At 62.4% G+C, this 19,102-nt stretch carries 17 protein-coding genes and 1 pseudogene; 8 read left to right on the top strand and 10 right to left on the bottom strand.

Annotation, left to right across the window (positions count from 1 at the left end; translation table 11 throughout):
* Positions 1–149: 149 nt before the first annotated feature.
* Entirely contained in the window at positions 150–2,741 is a 2,592-nt protein-coding gene (locus DXD16_RS06085) for a glycosyl hydrolase (RefSeq protein ID WP_117655469.1), read from the bottom strand.
* A gap of 114 nt (positions 2,742–2,855) precedes the next feature.
* On the opposite strand from DXD16_RS06085, the gene DXD16_RS06090 reads away from it, so the two are divergent.
* From DXD16_RS06090 to DXD16_RS06105, 4 genes are all read left to right on the top strand, one after another.
* Positions 2,856–3,848 (top strand): AraC family transcriptional regulator, encoded by a 993-nt coding sequence (locus DXD16_RS06090; RefSeq protein ID WP_117655470.1) that lies wholly within the window; start codon positions 2,856–2,858, stop codon positions 3,846–3,848.
* Between the two features lie 167 nt (positions 3,849–4,015).
* Positions 4,016–5,464, top strand: coding sequence for a glycoside hydrolase family 1 protein (locus DXD16_RS06095; protein WP_117655471.1), 1,449 nt, complete (start codon positions 4,016–4,018; stop codon positions 5,462–5,464).
* Between the two features lie 140 nt (positions 5,465–5,604).
* On the top strand, positions 5,605–6,141 hold the full coding sequence (locus DXD16_RS06100; protein WP_117655472.1) for a PTS glucose transporter subunit IIA: 537 nt from the start codon (positions 5,605–5,607) through the stop codon (positions 6,139–6,141).
* A gap of 236 nt (positions 6,142–6,377) precedes the next feature.
* Positions 6,378–6,935 (top strand): hypothetical protein, encoded by a 558-nt coding sequence (locus tag DXD16_RS06105; RefSeq protein WP_035136614.1) that lies wholly within the window; start codon positions 6,378–6,380, stop codon positions 6,933–6,935.
* Between the two features lie 475 nt (positions 6,936–7,410).
* On the opposite strand, the gene DXD16_RS06110 is transcribed toward DXD16_RS06105, so the two are convergent.
* From DXD16_RS06110 to trxA, 8 genes are all read right to left on the bottom strand, one after another.
* Entirely contained in the window at positions 7,411–8,079 is a 669-nt protein-coding gene (locus DXD16_RS06110) for an HAD family hydrolase (RefSeq protein WP_089573630.1), read from the bottom strand.
* Between the two features lie 105 nt (positions 8,080–8,184).
* Complete coding sequence (hypE, locus tag DXD16_RS06115; protein WP_117655473.1) at positions 8,185–9,219, bottom strand: hydrogenase expression/formation protein HypE; 1,035 nt, start codon at positions 9,217–9,219, stop codon at positions 8,185–8,187.
* Between the two features lie 48 nt (positions 9,220–9,267).
* A complete protein-coding gene (gene hypD, locus DXD16_RS06120; RefSeq protein WP_117655474.1) occupies positions 9,268–10,380 on the bottom strand; it encodes a hydrogenase formation protein HypD in 1,113 nt (370 codons plus the stop codon).
* Complete coding sequence (locus DXD16_RS06125) at positions 10,380–10,640, bottom strand: HypC/HybG/HupF family hydrogenase formation chaperone (protein ID WP_117564538.1); 261 nt, start codon at positions 10,638–10,640, stop codon at positions 10,380–10,382. The genes hypD and DXD16_RS06125 overlap by 1 nt, the downstream gene beginning before the upstream one ends.
* A 131-nt stretch (positions 10,641–10,771) precedes the next feature.
* The gene (hypF, locus tag DXD16_RS06130; RefSeq protein ID WP_117655475.1) at positions 10,772–13,225 is read right to left on the bottom strand and encodes a carbamoyltransferase HypF; all 2,454 of its coding nucleotides are present in this window, start codon (positions 13,223–13,225) and stop codon (positions 10,772–10,774) included.
* 58 nt (positions 13,226–13,283) lie between these two features.
* Positions 13,284–13,778, bottom strand: a complete 495-nt coding sequence (gene nikR, locus DXD16_RS06135) for a nickel-responsive transcriptional regulator NikR (protein WP_117634502.1) — start codon at positions 13,776–13,778, stop codon at positions 13,284–13,286.
* A gap of 1 nt (position 13,779) precedes the next feature.
* Complete coding sequence (locus DXD16_RS06140) at positions 13,780–14,028, bottom strand: hypothetical protein (RefSeq protein ID WP_117564540.1); 249 nt, start codon at positions 14,026–14,028, stop codon at positions 13,780–13,782.
* 220 nt (positions 14,029–14,248) lie between these two features.
* Positions 14,249–14,569: a thioredoxin gene (trxA, locus tag DXD16_RS06145; RefSeq protein ID WP_117629728.1), complete on the bottom strand. Its 321-nt coding sequence runs from the start codon at positions 14,567–14,569 to the stop codon at positions 14,249–14,251.
* A 136-nt stretch (positions 14,570–14,705) separates the two neighbouring features.
* Here trxA and DXD16_RS06150 point away from each other — a divergent pair, with 136 nt between their 5' ends.
* Positions 14,706–15,281, top strand: a complete 576-nt coding sequence (locus DXD16_RS06150; RefSeq protein ID WP_117655476.1) for a hypothetical protein — start codon at positions 14,706–14,708, stop codon at positions 15,279–15,281.
* Between the two features lie 18 nt (positions 15,282–15,299).
* Here DXD16_RS06150 and DXD16_RS06155 read toward each other — a convergent pair whose 3' ends face one another.
* A complete protein-coding gene (locus DXD16_RS06155) occupies positions 15,300–15,827 on the bottom strand; it encodes a GHKL domain-containing protein (protein ID WP_117655477.1) in 528 nt (175 codons plus the stop codon).
* A 187-nt stretch (positions 15,828–16,014) separates the two neighbouring features.
* Between DXD16_RS06155 and DXD16_RS06160 the strand changes: the two genes are divergently transcribed.
* The 3 genes and pseudogenes from DXD16_RS06160 (at position 16,015) to DXD16_RS06165 (ending at position 18,384) form a co-directional block, all read left to right on the top strand.
* The gene (locus DXD16_RS06160; protein WP_233502637.1) at positions 16,015–17,121 is read left to right on the top strand and encodes a hypothetical protein; all 1,107 of its coding nucleotides are present in this window, start codon (positions 16,015–16,017) and stop codon (positions 17,119–17,121) included.
* An 82-nt stretch (positions 17,122–17,203) separates the two neighbouring features.
* Positions 17,204–17,431, top strand: a pseudogene (locus tag DXD16_RS10485) (transposase); the annotation flags it as partial.
* On the top strand, positions 17,332–18,384 hold the full coding sequence (locus DXD16_RS06165; RefSeq protein ID WP_158551616.1) for an IS3 family transposase: 1,053 nt from the start codon (positions 17,332–17,334) through the stop codon (positions 18,382–18,384). The pseudogene DXD16_RS10485 and the gene DXD16_RS06165, both read left to right, overlap by 100 nt.
* The last annotated feature ends 718 nt before the right edge of the window (positions 18,385–19,102 follow it).

Raw genomic sequence — 19,102 nt, forward strand, 5'->3', positions numbered from 1 at the left:
GCGTCGCGATAAACCAATCATAGCGATAAATAAAACGTTCGGCTTGGCTGGGAGTTTTGGTCCGCCGGTCTATGAACGACGGACCGCTCGACGCTGCGCGGGCTCAACATAGGGGCGCTGTCCTTGTTGGGCCGTTTGCGCCCGGGGCGTTACCCGAGCACGCGTACGGGCCCCAAGAGGCCGCTGGGATCGGAGGGCTCGGTCATGCCGAACATGTCGGGGACGGCGTGGTCGAGGGTGTTGATGATATCGATCGTAAGCGCGTGCTCGCCGGCTAAAAGTGCGGCGGCCTCAAAGCGGTAAGGCGGACAGATGCGGGTGCCGAGGGATTTGCCGTCGAGGGTGACGGTTGCGGTCTCAAAGACCTCGCCAAGGTCGATGACGGTGCGGGTGGCCGCTTCGCCCAGGACAAAGGAGGCCCGGTAGCGGAATGTGCCGGCCTTGCCGGGGAACTCGGCCGAGGAAAGGTCGTGCAGGTCTGCAAGCTCAACAGACTCGCCAAAGGCATCGGTGCCAGGGGCAGAGAAGGCAACCGCCCAGGGCCCGTCGACGCATGTGGCTTCGTCTCCAGCAGTTGCCGCGCCGGCGGAACCTGTAGCCCCAAGGACCACGATGCAGCTCTCGTAGGGAGCCAGCTCGAGCGTGCCGTCAAAGGCGGCGGGATCGGTGCCGTTGAGCAGGTCGAGGCGCGCGCCTGCAACGGGTGTGCCGTCGGCAAGCGCAATCTGAGTGGAGATACCCTGCTTGGGATGCTCGTTGACGAGCATCAGATAGGTCTCGCCCGCCCGCTCGTAGCGCAGTGCGCGCAGCCAGGGCTGGGACTCGGCACAAACCACGGTCTGCATACCGGCGTCGGCAAGCGTGCCTGCGAGCTCGGCGGTTGCCAGGAGCTTGATGCCGGCGACCGCGGCTGCATCCACGGAGGCAAAGCCCTCGCGGGCTGCAATATCACCGTCGTAGCGCTTGCTCGGCAACTCATCCAGCGCGTACACGGCAACACCTGCGGCTGCGGCGCGCGCGGCAAAGTCGAGCACGGCTCCGCCGACAAACTCGGCTCCGGGCATCACCAGGCAGCGGTATGCCTGGCCGTTCACGCCAAAGCCGCTACCGTCTGCGGCAATTTCAACGGCATAGCGCCCTGCGTCCTCAAATGCCTCTGCCGGCACGATGTCAAAGTCGACCTGCGCGCGCATAAGCTCGGAGGCGGCATGCTGCATAAAGTTCGCCTCGCCTGTCCACTCGGCGTCCGCATGGTAGAGAAGCGCCACCGGGGTCGTTGCGCGCCCGCCGCTCAGCAGGCTCGCCGTACGGTTCATGTAGCTCATGAGCTGCCCAAAGTGTGCAAACTGGGGGTTTTGGCCATGCGCATAGAAATGCGGTGGGCAGTCCCAGTCGGGGAAGGCGGCCATGCTAAAGGCATGCGGCACAAACCAATTGACGCCGCGCACCAAAAAATGATCGGCGATCCACTTCATCTCGCGTAGGCCTTCGTGCCATCCAAATGCGCCAAAGACCTCGGCCATGCAGCGCCCCTGCTTTTTGGGATCGAGGTGTGCTGCCGAGGAGCCCAGCTTGGGCAGCACGTAGTTATAGAACTCGAGGTCCCACACGCCGCGTCCGTAGCTGTGAAGGCCGCGGTCCATGCCGGGTACCAGCTGGTTGATCACGATGTCGACGCCCGCCATGTCCTGACCGCCCACGGCGCGGAAGTAGTGCCCGGCGCCCACGCCCAGGCGCGCGTGGCAGTCCTTGTCCTCGATAACGTGGCCGATGTACTGCACGCCGCGCGCGCGGCACCAGTCTCCGAGCTGGTCGCAGAAGCACTCCTTATAGAGGGTGCTCGCGATGTCCATATAGACGTGGCGTACGTGCGCGCCGGCCGGCTCGCGGTCCCACAGGTGCGGGAGCTCGGCCAGGTAGCGCTCGCCCAGTGCCGCGCGTAGGCGACGCTCAAGCTCGGCCGACCAGGGTAGGGGCGCGGTGGCCTTGCCGATGAGCGTGTCCGAGATGCCATCGGGGCCCGTGGTGCCCTTCTCGTTGGCAAATCCGGGCTCATCGGAGAAAAAGCCCAGGATCGTCTTGCCAAACTCATCGCCCAGATGCTCAAAATGCGGCTCGTAGACAGCATCGATGAGCTGCGCCACCGAGGTGCGGTCGACCATATTGATGTAGTCCTCGTTGTAGGAGGTCTTGCCGCTCGTGAACATCACGCATGCCTGCGTGAGGCCCGCAGGTGCATCGAAGACCAGGCGGCTGGGGTTGCCGTCTGCATCGTCGATTACTCGGTAAGCGACGTCGACGGGGCTGCCGTCCTGCATAAATGTCACGCCGTAGAAGCGCTCCGTTTTGTCGAGCATGTTGGCGAGCGCGATGCTCGCGGCGGACGTGGGGCCCACGATGTCGAACGTGCGGTGCGTGAGCACGATCTTGCGGAGCTCGGGCACGGCCTCCTTGACGGCGCCGTTGGCAAAGCCCGTGGGGAAGTGCGCGTCGTCCAAGATCCAGAGCTTAAGGCCCAGCTGCTTGCACTCGTCAATGACAAAGCGCAAGTTGCGCCACCAGCCCTCGCCGCAAAAATCGGGGTGTGGGCGGCTTTCGAGACAGACCTCGTGGATGTCGGCGCCGGCGATCTTTTCCAGATACTCGGCAATGGTCTTATGGCTCTCGCCCTTCATCCACAAAAACGGAAGCACATGGTTGTCGTATGTACCCTCGAGCACCTGCTGATAGTGCGCGGTCATGGATCCTCCTTGGCTCGATTGATCTGCTGCATAGCACAGATTATGGACGCGTCGGCGCGTTCTGCTAATATCTGAATCACGACGAACTATGACTAAATCAACGATTGGCAAGCCATGGAGATCGACGAGCTCGAGCGTAGGCTCAGCGAACTGAGCACCAGTGAGATCGCTTATAAAGACGGCATGGCATTTGATTGGTCGATTATGACCGAGCATGTCGAAATCGACGGATGCCCAGTGCGCAAGATTGGGCAGCCAGGGTTTGCCTATGCCCAGCCCGGCATGCCGCGTGGCCTGACGATAAGGAAAAACTCGCGCTTTAATGCAGTTCCCGAGCACGTGCATGATTACGTGGAGCTGAGCTATGTGTATCGCGGACGCTGCCCGCAGACGGTGGCGGGGGAGAGGCTCGAGCTGGGCCGCAACGAGGTGCTTTTGCTCGACGCCCTCTGCCCGCATGCCGTGGCGGCGCTTGGTGAGGACGACATCATGCTAAGCATGACCGTTTCACGCTCTTTTTTGCGCCGGAGTCTCGAGTCGAGCCTCTCGCGCGAGAGCGCGGTCTCGCGGTTTTTGTTCAACGCGCTCAACAGCGAGACGGACCATCGGGGCCATGTCCGTTTTCATTGCGGCGAGAGCCGTCGGATTCGGCGCTACATGCAGGAGATGCTCTGCGAGCTGTACGACCCGAGCCCCAACGGTCCCGAGATCGTCTTGCGTCTGTTTCAGCTGTTTTTGGCCGAGCTCATGGATTGCTACGAGCGCGAGCTGGTGCGCGGCGCGGCGGACGGCACGGCGGGGCCCACTGCCCTGGTGACGGGAATGCTTGGCTATATCGATTGTGAATTCGCTGCATGCTCCCTCGAGGGGATGGCGGCGGAGTTTGGCTTGAGCCCTAATTATGCGACGGCGCTTCTCAAGCGCCATGTGGGCAAGACCTTTAGGCAGCTTGTGCAGGAGCGACGCCTGGTACGTGCGGCCGAGCTTCTGCGCGGCGGCGCCACGGCCGGGGCGGCTGCGCATGCGGTGGGCTATGAAAACATGAGCTTCTTCTACCGTAAGTTTCACGACAAGTATGGCTGCACCCCCGCGGCATACCGCCGGTAAGCGCGGGGCGGATCGTCTTCGCTCCTTCGGTGTCAAAAAGTTTCAGCTGCAGCGCTGTTGCAGCGCGCGTCTGCGAAAAGAAGTGTCGGGTTTGGCACCCCTGCCCCTGCCTGTCGCGTGCGTGGGCGATACTCGGCCTATCGACCCGCAATGCAAAGGAGATGCTCATGGCAAACATCAAGTTCCCCGAGGGTTTCTATTGGGGTGGCGCCACGGCCGCCAATCAGTTTGAGGGCGCTTGGAACGTGGACGGCCGCGGTCCTTCGGTCGACGACCATTTCTTGGGCGGCAGCTACAAGGAGCCGCGTCAGATCACGATCGACATCGACCCCGACCGCTTCTACCCCAATCATGACGGCATCGATTTCTACCATCACTACGAGGAGGACATCGCGCTGTTCGCCGAGATGGGCTTCAACATGTTCCGCATGTCCATCTCTTGGAGCCGCATCTTCCCCAACGGCGACGACGCCGAGCCCAACGAGGCCGGCCTCGCCTTTTACGACCGCGTCTTCGACTGCCTGCGCGCTCACAATATCGAGCCGCTCGTGACCCTGTCGCACTACGAGATGCCCTATCACCTGGTCGAGAAATACAACGGCTGGGCGAGCCGCGAGCTCATCGGCTTCTTTGAGAAGTACTGCCAGACCGTCTTCGACCGCTACCAGGACAAGGTCAAGTTCTGGCTCACCTTCAACGAGATCAACTGCGGCACTCAGGACATGGGCAACCTCTTTGAGACCAGCATGATTCAGGGCTTTGAGGGCCCGGCTTCGGCGGTCCATGCTACGCCGCAGGCTCGTATGCAGGCGCTGCATCACCAGTTTGTCGCCAGCGGCCGCGTCGTGCGCTATGCCCACGAGCATTACCCGCAGTTTAAGATGGGCAACATGGACTGCTTCATCCTTTCCTATGCCGCCACGTGCGATCCGGCCGACGTGTTCGCCGCGCAGCAGGAGATGAATACCATGAACTGGTACTGCTCCGACGTGCAGGTGCGCGGCAAGTATCCGTTCTATGCCAAGCGCTTCTGGGCCGAGAACGATGTCGAGCTTGTGATGGAGGACGGCGACCTGCAGGATATCGCCGACGGCAAGGTCGATTTCTACACCTTTAGCTACTACATGTCCGGCACCGTGGGCACCCACAAGGATCACGAGATGACCGAGGGCAACATGACCTTTGGCGGCAAGAATCCCTATCTGGAGTCCACCGACTGGGGCTGGCAGATCGATCCGCTGGGTCTGCGCATCGCCCTCAACGAGATTTACGCCCGCTACGAGATTCCGCTGATGGTGGTCGAGAATGGCATGGGCGCCTACGATGAGGTCGAGGAGGACGGCTCCATCCACGACCCGTATCGTATCGCCTACTTGCAGAGCCACGTCAAGGCCATGGGCGAGGCCATTGCCGACGGCGTCGACCTGATCGCCTACACCTGGTGGGGCCCCATCGACCTGGTTTCCGCCGGCACCGGCGAGATGCGCAAGCGCTACGGCTTTGTCCACGTCGATAAGTACGATGACGGCACCGGTACCTACGAGCGCCGCCGCAAGGACAGCTTCTACGCCTACCAGAAGATTATCAAGTCCAACGGTGCCGAGGGCCTGGATTAATCGACAATATGAGTGCCACCGGGGAAAAGCGTTGGGATGGGCTCGCGATTCGAGTCCCCACCTTAGCATTTGAACCATTTGGCACTATAATCACCATAGGCATGCGCACAACGTTGCGCTTAATCAAGAGGAGAAAACGTATGGGTCTGTTTGACATGTTCAAGAAGAAGGCTGAGCCCGCGACTGCCGCTGCTCCGTCCTCCATCTCTGCTTCTGCCGGCGCCGACGTGCTGTGCTCGCCCGTCAAGGGCAAGGTCATCAAGATGGCCGACGTGCCCGATCCCGTCTTTGGCGGCGAGGTCCTGGGCAAGGGCTGCGCCGTGTGGCCCGAGGACGATCTGGTCTACGCTCCCTGCGACGGCAAGGTGACCGTCACCATGGGCCACGCCGTGGGTCTGCAGTCCGATAGCGGCATCGAGGTTCTGGTGCATGTTGGCGTCGATACCGTCAACATGAACGGCGATGGCTTCGAGGGCTTCGTCAAGGCCGACGACGTCGTAAAGGCTGGCCAGCCCATGCTCAAGATCGACCGCGCCAAGATCGCCGCTGCCGGCTACAAGGACTGCGTCGCCGTTGCTGTGTCCAACACCGCCGAGTTTGCCGATGTCGAACTCGCCGTCGAGGCCGACTCCGCTGTCGCCGCCGGTGACGCCATCGTTAAGGTCGTCCGCAAGTAAACTGCGGCATCCAAAGGATGTGCAAGGGTGGTCGGGTTTTCCGGCCACCTTTTTTATTGCACCGCGGGGAAGCGTTTTATTGCACGTTGGGCGGGCTTGCAAACCGTTCGGACGCTAAAACGAACCGACCGCGCCTTCGCGTTGCCGAGGGCGTTCATAAGTGGATAGAATGGGCTTACTTATTACAACGTGCGCCGCGTCCGGGAAGCGCGGTGCCGCTCATTGGGAGGAACAACATGAAAAAGAAGCTGCTGCTTGCGCCCCTCATGGCCGTCTTGGTTGCATGCGTGGTCGTGCTTTCCGGCTGTGGAGGTCCTTCGGTTGAGGAGCTCATCACCGAGGATCTTACGACGCAGTTTGACGAGGTCAAAAACGGTGGCGACGACTTCCTCTCTGGTCTGGAGGAGGCTTCGGGCGACGAGTTCGAGCAGCTGGGTATCGATCCCAAGGAGTATGCCAAGACCTATCTCGAGGGCTTTGACTACAAGATCGGCGACGTGACGGTCGACGAGGACAAGGGTGTCGCGACCGCCGAGGTTTCTATCACATGCAAGTCTATGAACAAGATCGTCGAGGACTTCTCCACCCAGTATCAGGAGAAGGTCGCTGCGCTTGACACGGTTCCTTCCGATGACGAGCTGTACAAGATGGCCGGTCAGGTTATGGTCGATGTGACCAAGGCCACCGAGCCCAGGAAGACCACGGTTATCTTCAAGTACACCTGCAACGACGACGGCGAGTGGTCTGCCGACGACTCCGTCAACTCCGAGATGATGGATGCAATGCTGAGCTAGTTTGTTGCGGCGTTTTACCAAACGCCGCAACTGCTCGACGCTGCGCGGGCACCAGAGCGACAACTTGTCATTCAAAGAGGACGGCATGACCAGAAGGTCTATGCCGTCCTCTTTTCATGCCAATTTGTTCGCTCTGGTGCCCGCTCGCTGTCCGTCCTCTACCTGCGGCGTTGCCATGGTAGTCATTGGGGCGGCACTTGGGGACGTTCCTTTTCTGCCGGCAGTTGGGGACACTCCTTGCGCCAGCGTTGCATCGAATGCTCGGGAAAATACGAGCCGGTATTTGGCCGAATAGCGGGTCGCGGTTTCCGGATGGGGTGGGTTGTGGAAAGTGCGACCCGGAATATTGCTCTGAAACGGGATGCCGTTTCCCCGACAAGGCTCAACCGGAAAGCGCATCCCATTCTGGGGCGGCAAAACGGGATGCGCTTTCCGCGCGACAGAATCTATGCAGCCGTGTTGAGCGACAGCCCCGCTACTCGCCCAGAATCAGCGCCGCGAGCTCGTCTTGGGTGTCCACCACGTAGTCGGCGCCGGCGGACTCCAGCTCTGCGCGGCCGCGGAAGCCCCAGCTGACACCGGCGCTCTTGAGGCCGGCGTTGTGACCGGTCAGAACATCGACATTGGAATCGCCCACATAGAGTGTGGTTGCCGGGTCGGCGCCTAGCTCTTCCATCACATGCAGCGTAACAGGCGCCTCGGGCTTGGGAGGAAACGCATCGACGCGGCCCTGCACCAGCGCAAAGCGCTCGGAACCAAAGTATTTTTCGATAAGCGGAGCGGCCGAAACATGGTCCTTGTTGGTGAGCACGGCAAGCTGCACGCCCGCGGTGCGCAGGCGGTCGAGCATTTCGATCGTGCCGGCATAGGGGGCGGTGTGGTCCTCCTTGTGCTCGCCGTAGTAAGCCCTAAACTCGGCAAGCGTCTGCTCAAACATACGGCCGTCGCCCGCATACTCGGCGGGCATAAAGCGCTCAACCAGCTTGAGCATGCCGTTTCCCACCTTGTAGCGGTACTCGTCGACGGCAAACGTAGGCCAGCCGTGCGTCTCGCAGGTATGGTTGCCGGCGGCCGCCAGGTCCTCGAGCGTGTTGAGGATGGTGCCATCCAGATCAAAGATCACATGGGAAAAAGCTGCTGCCATGGGTGCTCCTGCCGCTTGAGTTGTAAAACGCACCCCATGATACTGGGCATGCGTGCCGGGCATGTTTGGAATCTGAATATCTTTAATAGCCCTGAGCCTTTGTCGTTAGCAAATCCTCGGCAGTTGTTCTCCCACAAGCATGTCGAGGATACGGGTCGAGCCCCAGCCGGTGCGTACGCGCACGGCGGGACGGGCGCCCTCGGCAAGCGGCAGTACGCGACCGATGATGGCGGCGTTCTCGCCGTAGCGGGCGGCGCGCATGGCTGCCAGCGCGGCATCGGCCTGCTCGGCCGGCACCACGGCAACCATCTTGCCCTCGTTTGCCACCTGCAGCACATCGTAGCCGAGCATCTCGCAGGCGGCCTGCACGTCGGGGCGCACGGGCACAGCATCCTCGTCGACCTCCATAGCAACGCCGCTGGCCTGGGCAAACTCGTTGAGCGTGGATGCCAGGCCGCCGCGCGTGGGGTCGCGGAAGCAGCGGGTGTCGGGGGCAGCGGCGAGCACGTCGGCAATCAGATGATTGAGCGGCGCAGCGTCGCTTTCGATGTTGCTCGAAAACGCCAAGCCCTCGCGCTGGCTCATGATGGCGATGCCGTGGTCGCCTAGCGTACCCGACACCAGGATGACATCGCCGGGCCGACAGTTGGCACCGCTGAGCGCTACACCCGCGGGCACTTCGCCCACGCCGGCGGTATTGATGTAGACGCCGTCGGCACCTCCACGCTCGACCACCTTGGTGTCGCCGGTGATTATGGACACGCCCGCCTCGCGCGCTGTTTCGGCCATGGTTTGCACAATCTGGCTCAGCTTTTCCATGGGATAGCCCTCTTCGAGGATAAAGCCGCATGAGAGGTAGCGCACGTTAGCGCCTGAGGTCGCGACGTCGTTGACGGTTCCACATACGGCGAGGCGGCCGATATTGCCGCCGGGGAAGAACTGCGGCGTTACCACAAAGCTGTCGGTCGACATGGCGATTCGCCCGCTTGCGGGCAGTGCGGCGACACCGGCATCGTTGCCTGCAAGCAGCTCGGGCGACCCAAAGGCATCCAGAAAGACCTCATCGATAATGCGCTTCATCATCTGGCCGCCGGAGCCGTGGCCCAGCAGGACAGTGCTATCGGTGGCATTACGGGACATATCGAAAACTCCAATCGTGGGTGGTGCCGGTACGCGGGGACGTCCGGGCTAGTCGCGGTATCTAAAGTACGCCGCGCAGCTACCTTCGGAGCTCACCATGCACGGGCCGACGGGATGTTCGGGCGTGCAAGCGCGGCCAAACAGAGGACAGTCGCTCGGCGTGATGGCTCCGCGCAGCACGTCGCCGCAGCGGCAGCCGCGTGGCTCGACCGTCGGTTCAATGGGTACGTCAAAGCGGGCGCCGGCATCAAAGCGCGCGAATTCGAGTCGGATGGAAAGACCCGAAGCCGCAATCGGTCCCAGCCCGCGCCACGTGGTGTCGCACGGCTCAAACACCTGCTCGACCAGCTGGCGCGCCACGGGGTTGCCGTCAGCGTTGACGCCACGGCGGTAGGCGTTGTCGATTGCGGGCCTGTGCTCGACAACCATCTGGACCAGCATACAGATGCCCTGCAAGATATCGACCGGTTCAAATCCCGTGACCACGCCGGGGGTCTCGAACTCGTCGACCAAAAACCCAAAGGGTGCCAGGCCTGTGATGGTAGCGACGTGACCCGGCAGGATAAAGCCGTTGATGGCGGTCTCGGGGTCGTTGGAGATCGCACGCAGAGCCGGCGGCGTGGTCTTGTGAGCACAGTAGACCGAGAAGTTCTGGAGCCCGCGCGCGTCGGCCTCCAGGATAGCGGCGGCAATGGTGGGCGTTGTGGTCTCAAAGCCGACGCCCATAAAGATGACCGGGCGTTCGGGATTTTGCTCGGCAATGTCGAGTGCGTCGAGCGGAGAATAGACGATGCGGATGTCGCGCCCCGCCGCCTTTTGCGCGGCAAGCGAGGTGGACGATCCGGGCACGCGCATCATGTCGCCAAAGGTGGTGATGATGGCGCCGTCCATGTTGGAAAGCGCGATTGCGTGATCGATGTCGCGGTTGGCGGTGACGCAAACGGGGCACCCCGGGCCGCTTAGCAGTTTGAGCCCCGTCGGCATAATGGAATGAAAGCCATAGCGGCCAATGCTCACGGTATGCGTACCGCAGACTTCCATAAGGTTGATGCTGCGGTTGCCGACAAGCTCATGAATACGATCGATGAGCTCGCGGGCCAGCTTGGGGTCGCGAAATGCCGAAAAGTCGATACCGGAGCGAACCGGCTGCGCCGCCGCCACTAGTATGCCTCGGCCGGGTTGGTGGCGAGTTGGTCCTCTTCGGCCAGCTCGGTCATGGTATTGACGAGCTCGAGTGTCTCTTGGGCTTCCTGCTCGTCGACAATCTGAATGCCAAAGCCGGCGTGCACGAGAATATAGTCGCCTACCTGTGCCGTCGGCACGAGGCGCAGCGAAATGGGGCGCTCGATGCCCATCATGTCGACGGTCGCCTTAAGGTCGTCGTCGCGTTTGACCACTTTACCGGGAACGGCAAGGCACATAATGTTCCCCTTTTATACGTTTTGCGCTGGATAGGCGCCTAATTACCCATCAGTTGATGGTAGCGCTCGCGGGAGTCACGAGCAAACGCGTTACACCTGTGAGACGGCGGCGCGCAGGCTGGCAAAACAGCCTATCGCAACGCCGTCTGCGCGAGGCGAGCGCGAGCGATGGCGGCCTGACCGTAGGCGATGCAGCCGTCGTTGGCGGGTACAGCGTGGGGGACCAAGACGGCAAGACCGGCGTCTTTGAGTTCGTGGGTAAGGAGCTGAAGCAAAAGCCGGTTCATGAACACACCGCCCGAGAGCGCGACGGTATCGAGGCCTTCGCGATCGCAGATCTCGCACGCGATGTGGGTCGTAGCGTGCGTAATGGCGATGTGAAACCCGAGGGCGAGCCGGTCGGCCGGCGCGCCTGCCTCGATTCCATTCAGAAGAGCTTCGATGAGCGGTTGGGGGTCCAAGATGGGGGAGTCGTCGGCAGACGTGAATACGCCTGTGTGATTGTCGTCGAGACGAACGGTCTTACCGCCGAGCGCGCGCCAGGCGGCGGCTTCGAGTTCTATGGCGGGTTCGCCCTCGTAGGTTGCCTTGCCGCAGATGCCCAGAATCGCTGCCGCGGCATCAAAGAGACGCCCCATGCTGCTGGTACGCGGGCTGTTGATGCCGCGCTCGATCATGGTGGCTGTCACGCTGCGTGTTTGCTCGTCGAGGGTGCCCAATAGCCCCGCGGCACCCGGATGCTCGAGCAGGCCGAGCTCGCTCAGCAGGGCAAAGGCATTGCGCCGGGCATCGCGCACGGATGCGGCTCCGCCTGGCAGCGCCCAGGTGCGCAGGTGCGCGGCGCGTTCAAAATCGGCAAGGCCGGCGATAAGAAACTCACCGCCCCATATGGTGCCGTCGGTGCCGGCACCCGTACCATCGAAGGCAATACCGAGGACGCGCGCATCGGGCGCAAGCCGGCCAGCGACAATCGCCTCTGCCATTACGCTCGCGATGTGAGCATGATGATGCTGGATTTCGATAAGCGGCAGATCGTGCTCCCGTGCCCGCTCGCGTGCCCACTGGCTCGACAGATAGCTGGGGTGCATGTCGCATGCCAGGGCGGCAGGCGTCAGGTCAAAGAGGTTTTCTAGACGTGCGCGGGCGGCGCTCCAGGCATCGAAGGTCGCGCCGTTTTCGACATCGCCGATATGCTGCGACACAAAACAGGCCACATGGCCGTCGGCGTCCTCGCGCGTGAGCGCGATCGTGGCTTTTTGCTGCGGCCCGCAGGCGAGCACGCAGGGTGCAGTGCCGTCGAGCGCCGGCAGCGACAACGGTTGCGGCGCATATCCGCGTGCGCGACGCACAGGCATGACGGTGCCGTCGACCACACGTACCACGGAGTCGTCGTAGCGTGAGAGAATCGCACGGTCGTTGCCAAGTAGCGCGTCGGCGATGCCGGCGGCAACAAGATGTTCCCATGCAAGGGCATCGTCGGTCTCGATAGGTTCCTCGCTCAGGTTTCCGCTGGTCATGACCAGCGCGTGCATGCCATGCGACGAGGCAGCTGCAAGCAGCAGATGCTGAAGCGGTGTATAGGGGAGCATGACGCCGAGCTCGGGTAGATCGTGCGCGACGGATGGCGCGAGTGTAAGGGCGTCGGGGGAATCTCCCTCGCCAACAGCACGGCGGCGCAGCAGCACAATGGGGCGGATGCTGCCGGCCAGCAAGTCGCGCTCGGCATCATCGACATGGCACAGGCGTTCAGTATCGGCAAGGCTGCGCACCATAACGGCAAGCGGCTTGTTGCTGCGGCGCTTGCGACGGCGCAGCTCGACCACCGCCTGCTCATTGGCGGCGTTGCAGGCCAGATGGAATCCGCCCAGCCCCTTGATGGCGACAATACCGCCGCTGGCCAGCAGCTCGACACAGCGGTCAATAATGGCATCGCTGGTTTCGCGCGTGCTGCCGACGGCCGGCATCGCCCCCGAGCCTTCGAGCTCCATGTCGCCCGCCGCCTCGCGCCAGGTAATATGTGGCCCGCAGTCAAAGCAGGCATCGGGCTGCGCATGAAAGCGCCGGTCAAGCGGGTCGCCATACTCTGCGGCGCACTCGGGGCACATAGGAAAGCAATCCATCGACGTGGCCGCTCGGTCATAAGGCAGCGATCGGATGATGGTAAAGCGCGGCCCGCAGTTGGTGCAGTTGATAAAGGGGTAGTGATAGCGTCGGTCGGTGGGGTCGAACAGTTCGCGCAGGCAGTCGTCACAGGTGGCGATATCGGGGGAGATGAGCGTCGTGTGCACGGTCTGATCCTGCGACGCTACAATACGAAAGGCCTGCTCATCGTCGGCATCCCAAGCGTCGGGCTCCAGGTCTGCAACAGCGACATGCTCAACGCGGGCTGCGGCCGGCGCGTGCTCCGACAGCGCGGTGACAAATTCGTCGAGCGCCTCGCTCAAAGCATGCGCCTCGATGTGTACGCCATCGCCCGCGTTGAGCACCCAGCCGCAGATGCCATGCGCCATAGCCTCGCGATACACAAATGGCCGCATGCCGACGCCCTGCACAATGCCCGTTACATGGATATGCACATGTCGCATGCGACCCTCCTTCGTTGAAACCTGTCCCTTTTTGGCAGGTGCGCTGCGGGAAATCCCGTTACAGCCCCAGGCTCTGCTTGGTTGCGGCGCAGGTGAGCTCGCCGTGCTTAACGCCGCGCAGCCCCAGCAACCGGTCGGCCAGCTCGTAGACACGCTCGCCGCGACCCTTGAGCGCCAGAATCTCCAGGCAGTTGTGGTGGTCCAGATGCACGTGCATGGTCGAGACGATCTCGTCGGTGTAGTCGTGCTGCACCTCGTCCAGACGGCGCGTCAGATCGCCGGTATGGTGGTCATAGATCATGGTGAGCGAACCGATGACCTGCTCGTCGGGCGTGCGCATCTGTTCCTTGGCGATCGAGGCACGAATCAGATCGCGTACGGCCTCGGATCGGTTAGCCACGTCACCACGGCGCGCGATCTGCTCGTCAAAGCGGCGCAGCAGGTCGTCGGGCGCGGTGACCGAAAAGCGGACCAGCTCGGAGCTGGAGCCGCTGTAGCGGCAGCTCGCATCGTCGTCCGCACCGTGATCGTGCGCGTGCTCGTGCTCGGCCACGTTACACCAGTTTCACAGAGCCGACGGAGTTGTGATCTGCCTCGATGGCCTCCTCGTAGCCCTCGAGCGCATCGTGCGCCTCGTGCAGCGCAGACATGGCGGCCTCGAGCTTGGCGCCAATGCGCTCCATATCAAAGTTCTCGGTCGCATGCAGCAGCTGATGGCTCCACTCGTGAGCGAGCTCAATGGTGTCGTCGACCTGCTTGACGCTCATGGCAAGCTGGCTCATGTTCATTCCGACGTCATGCATAGGAATCTCCTTTTGTACGGGGCGATATGGTGGTTCAGATTCTACTACGCCCGCCTTGAGCGCCGCCGCAAAAGAAAACGGGTGCGAGTCCGTCTGACCCGCACCCGTTCACTGGGGGCTGTTTGTATCTACCATACTATCCGTGGTCGCATACCTTGCGTTTGGCACTCCGGCGAGCGGTGCGAAACCGCTCATGGACGGCAGATGGGTAACAAGCGTATTACAGATGTTTCTCCAGCAGTGCCTGAAGTCTTGCCTTGGGTAGGGCGCCAACCGAGCGGTCGACCTCCTCGCCGTTCTTAAAGACGATCAGCGTGGGGATGCTCATGACGCCAAACTTCATGGCCAGGTCCTGGTTGTCGTCGACGTTGCACTTGGCCACAGCCAACTTGCCGGCCAGCTCGTCGGCAACCTCGTCTACGATGGGCGAGAGCGAGCGGCAGGGGCCGCACCACGGGGCCCAAAAATCAACCAGTACGGGCAGGCTATCGTTGACGACAGCGCCGAAGTTCTCGGGGGTAATCTGCTTAATGTCAGCCATGGTGACCTCCATAATACGACGCGGCTCGGCCGCGTAAAACTCAGTACGACCGTGCTTATACCCAGCGGCCCGCAAAGCAACCACTCGCGGGCGGCTCTTTTATATAATGGTGGGCACGCAAACGATTGGAGAGCGCATGCCCACGTCACAAAGCCAGAAAAAAGAAGCCATCGCTCAGGCGACCGAGCAGGAGCTCGCGTCGCTTGCAGATCGCGGTGTGCGTATCGCGGGCAACGCGTGCTCGCCGATTGTGCTGGTCAAAGGCGATTTGGATGAAGCCGAGTGCTCGGGCGGCGAGCTGGCTGCCGGCGCGGATGGCGCCGCGTTGCGCAAGGCGCTCGGCGCCATCGGATATGCCCCCGAGGATTTTTGCGTGCTGGCAAGCGTCGCCGGCGCGGGCGACGGAGCGGTCGCGGCGGGCGAGGCCCTGACGTGCGATCTGTTCCGCGAGGCGCTGGAGACCTTAGACCCCGAGGCGGTGCTGCTGCTGGACAACAGCGCGGCCGATGTCATGCGCGAGACTTATGCCGATATGCTTGTGGCGATTGATGACTTTGACACCGCCATGCTCAAGCCCGGCCTGGTCGCCCATGTGCAGGGGCGTCGCGTGCTGGCGCTCGACGGTTTTGAGGCGGCGCTCACCGACAAGACCGCTAAGCAGCGCATGTGGGCCTACATTAAGCAGCTGACCCCGGCGGCTGCACCGCTGTAGCGAGGCTGGCGGCAGCCCCTACATCACGGCGCGCAGCTCAAACCGGTCGCCGTTAATGCGGAACTGGCAGTTGCCGTTCATGCGCTCGACGGCAAGCATAATGCTCTTGGTGCCAAAGCCGTGCCCAGTGTGCTGAGCCACGGGCATGCCGTCGACCATGTGCGGCGCACGGCCAAACGTGTTGGAAACCAGCAATAGAAGCTGGCCGTCTTCGTAGCGAAGGTCCAGGTCGACAAGCCGCTTGCCTTCGGGGGCGGCGCTCGCCGCGGCGATGGCATTGTCCAGGGCGTTCGATACCACACTGAACAGATCGACATCGCCCACGTGGACGGTTTCGGGCACGGCGGCTCGCAGGTCGGCGGTGATGCCGTGCGCGTTGATGTCCGCGGAAAGCGACGAGAGCGCAATGTTGACCGTTTCGTTGGCGCAGTAGCGGCGCACGGCGGTGCGGTCGTTGGTCTCGCAGAGCGCGTCGATGCGCTCGAGTGCCTCATCGGTGTGACCCTCTTCGATCAGGGCCGCTAGACCGCGCAGGTAGTGGCGCATGTCGTATCACATTGAGACCAAGTCAAGAAGAATCGCTTCGGTCGAATCGCGTCTTTTGGGTGAGTTCTCAACGTCCGCTGCCGCTGGTTTCCACCGTATGCCGAAAACACCCGGACGATGCCGTGCAGATCGCTTCGCTCTGCTATAGTCTCCCAAATTCACGTTTTCTATTGGGATGGTGGTTAATATGGGCGACATACTCGAATCGTTCCTGCGCGTGGCGATGGTGGTGTTCATCGTCGGTCCGCTCACTGCATGGGTCGCCCGTCGCGGCGCGCGCGAGCGCAGTGAGGCGACGGACAGCCTCGATCGCTTCACGGTGCGCATGCCCGCTGCCATCCGCACGATCATCGCCTGCTGCGCCGTCGCGTTCGAACTGCTCATGCTGGGTGTCTACGTCTGGCAGGGCGTCTCGTTGGGCGAGTGGGACCACGAACTTGTGTGGTTCGGTCACGCCATGGCGCTCGCGGGCATGGCCATCTGGGCCCTGCTGAGCATCCCGCGCATCGACGTGGACGGCGAGCGAATTCTCTCGCGTAACGCCTTCGGCATCCGCAAGGAGACGACGTTTGGCAACATCACCCGTGCAACGCTTCACACGCAGATGATGAGGATCGACCTGTTCGAGGGCGACTGGAAGTTCTGCTCGATAAGCCTCGAGGGGGCGTGCTCGCTCAACCTCCTCGCCCGTCTGGAGGAAGAGGGCATCGAAGTCTCGGACGCCGTCGACGGTCCCATGACCAAGGCGGGCCTGTGTTGGTCTGCCATCAAGCCGTTGACGATTGTTTTCAACGGCATGGCGCTCGTCTTCTCGCTCGTGATCGCCTTCATGGCTGTTTTCACCGATGCCGGTGCTCGTCTGCTCTTGCTCGTCCCGTTCCTCTTCCTGTTCATAGGGGGACTCCTGCCCCTGCTCATGCTCAGCATGCCCGCCCGCGGCATCCTCGAGATCGGCAGGCAGGAGCGCGAACTCGGCTTCTCCTTCGCCGAGGAGATGGCAAGTCGAGGTACCACGGGCACTTCGCTTGTCGACGATGATTGGTTCATCGAGATCAGCAATGCCCGCGTCGTGGCGTTCCGTCGCGATTACCTCAAGAAGGTCACGGCGCACGAGAACAGCGAGAGCGGCGACCGTTGCACGGTGACCACGAAAGGCGGTCGCAAAATCAAGGTGTATGCAGCGGGCAGCACGCTCGAGGACCTGCGCTCGTGGTTCAAACAGGGTGCCAAGGCCAGAAGCACGCTCGACCGTGCAGAGGACGCGCTCGAGACGACGTCTGATTGGGTTGTCTGACCTGTATCGTCTTTTCGGACACGCATGCTAGAGGCCCAATCCTTTAGAATGCATTCATCGACGACCGAGAGGACGGTATGCTATGTCCAACCCAGCCGCCAGGTACACCGACGAGTTCAGGCGCGAGACCGTCGACTACATCATCTCGACGGGCAGGCCGATAACGGAATGCTGCGCAGAACTGGGCCTGAATTCCAAGACCGTGAACAAGTGGGTGCAGAACCGCCGGCGCGAGCTTGCCGGCGGGCCCGACCCCAAGGCCGAGGACCGCGAGCTTCGCGAGGCGAAAAGGCGCATACGCGAGCTCGAGATGGAGAACGCCTTCTTGAAAAAAGCCGCGGCCTTCTTCGCCAAAAGCCAGGCGTAGCCGCATGCTACCGGATGATGTTGGCGGAGAAGGCCGAATTCCCGGTGAAAATGATGGCCCGCGTGCTCGGCGTGAGCCGATCGGGCTTCTACTCGTGGCTCTCCAACGGCTGCCCGCGAGAAGACTGGTCGGCCGAGCGCGAGGCGGTCCGGCGCGTGTGGCTGGAGTCGGACCGCAGGTTCGGCTTCCGGTTCGTGAAATGCTTCCTGCCCGGCGAGTTCTCCGGATTGACCCTGTACAGGGTGCGCAAGCTGATGCGCGAGCTGGGAATACGCGGCTGCACGCCCAACGCCAGGAAGCGCGCCACCATCCCCGACCCGAAGGCCAGGCCCCGGCCCGACCTGGTGCGCCGCGACTTCACCAGTCCCGTTCCAACCTACAAGCTCGTGGGCGACATCACCTACCTGCGCACCGGCGAGGGATGGCTGTACCTGTCGACGGTCATCGACCCCAACACCCGCATGGTGGTGGGCTGGTCGCTCTCCGAGCGCATGACCGCCGACATCGTGGTTTCGGCGCTGGCGTCGGCCAAATCGCGCGGCTACGTGGCCGGCAACGCGATATTCCACGCCGACCGCGGCGCCCAGTACACCAGCAGGCTTCTGGCCGAATGGGCGCGCGACAACGACGTGCGGCTGTCCTGCAGCCGCACCGGCAACTGCCGCGACAACGCGGTGGCCGAGTCGTTCCTCGCCATGCTGAAGAACGAGATGTACTACAGGCGCAGCTTCCCGACCAGGGATTCCGCCAAGCACGCGGTGGTCGAGTTCGTCGAGGCGTACTACAACCGCCGAAGGCCCCGCTCGACGATCGGCTACAAGGTGCCGGCCGAGGCCATGGCGGCCTTCTTCGAGAGAACCGAGCCCAAGCTCGAGGTCATGCCTATGGCCGCTTGATTTCTCGAGCATGCGTGTCCGAAATCTTGACACAGGTCAGAAGGCCTCGATGCCAGCGCTGCGCCGATATGGGGCAGCGGCCCCCCGTTGGCCGCCATGGCCCTGACTTCCGAGCGTATGCTGGCGCCGCTCGTCTTAAGACGTTGACCTCCATCCGGAGCCTGCGGTTCTCGCGCTCGGGCTCCAGGATCCGGTTCTACTCGGGCGTGCGGTTGTCGGCGGCGCGCGGCGAGCCGGTCTCGTTTATCGACTTGACCCGCCTCTCCACGGTGCTCTTGTCGAGGTCGCACTCGTCCATGGCCTCGCGCCTGGGCTTTCCGGCGTTGTGGAGATCGACTATCTTCCTCTTGAACTCGTCGGTGAAATGCCTCGGTCTGGGGCCGGTCGAGGCCGAGCCCCCGGTCCGGCTGGGGTAGCATGTCGCTGCGGACCATTGTCTTTCCTCTCGTTGAATATCTAGGCGCTGACGATTCTAGGCGATGGCCCTCTCTTGCTTCTTACACCTCGATTGTGCTCGCTACCCCCAGCGGGCCCGGATCGAGCGATTCGGGCCCGCTTTTGGGGCCTGCCGGAAACCCGGTGGTCAAAAAGGGCCAAATATGAGTACTGTTACCAGTTTGGTGGCAGCCAAATGGCCTCAAAAATCGGTGCCAGAGGCCAAAAGTGCATCGATTTTCGGTGGCGCGCGCAGACGTGGTGTAAGAGCGTCCTGAGGTCC

The sequence above is a fragment of the Collinsella sp. TF11-5AC genome, assembly GCF_003436775.1.
In the GTDB taxonomy this organism is placed as follows: domain Bacteria; phylum Actinomycetota; class Coriobacteriia; order Coriobacteriales; family Coriobacteriaceae; genus Collinsella.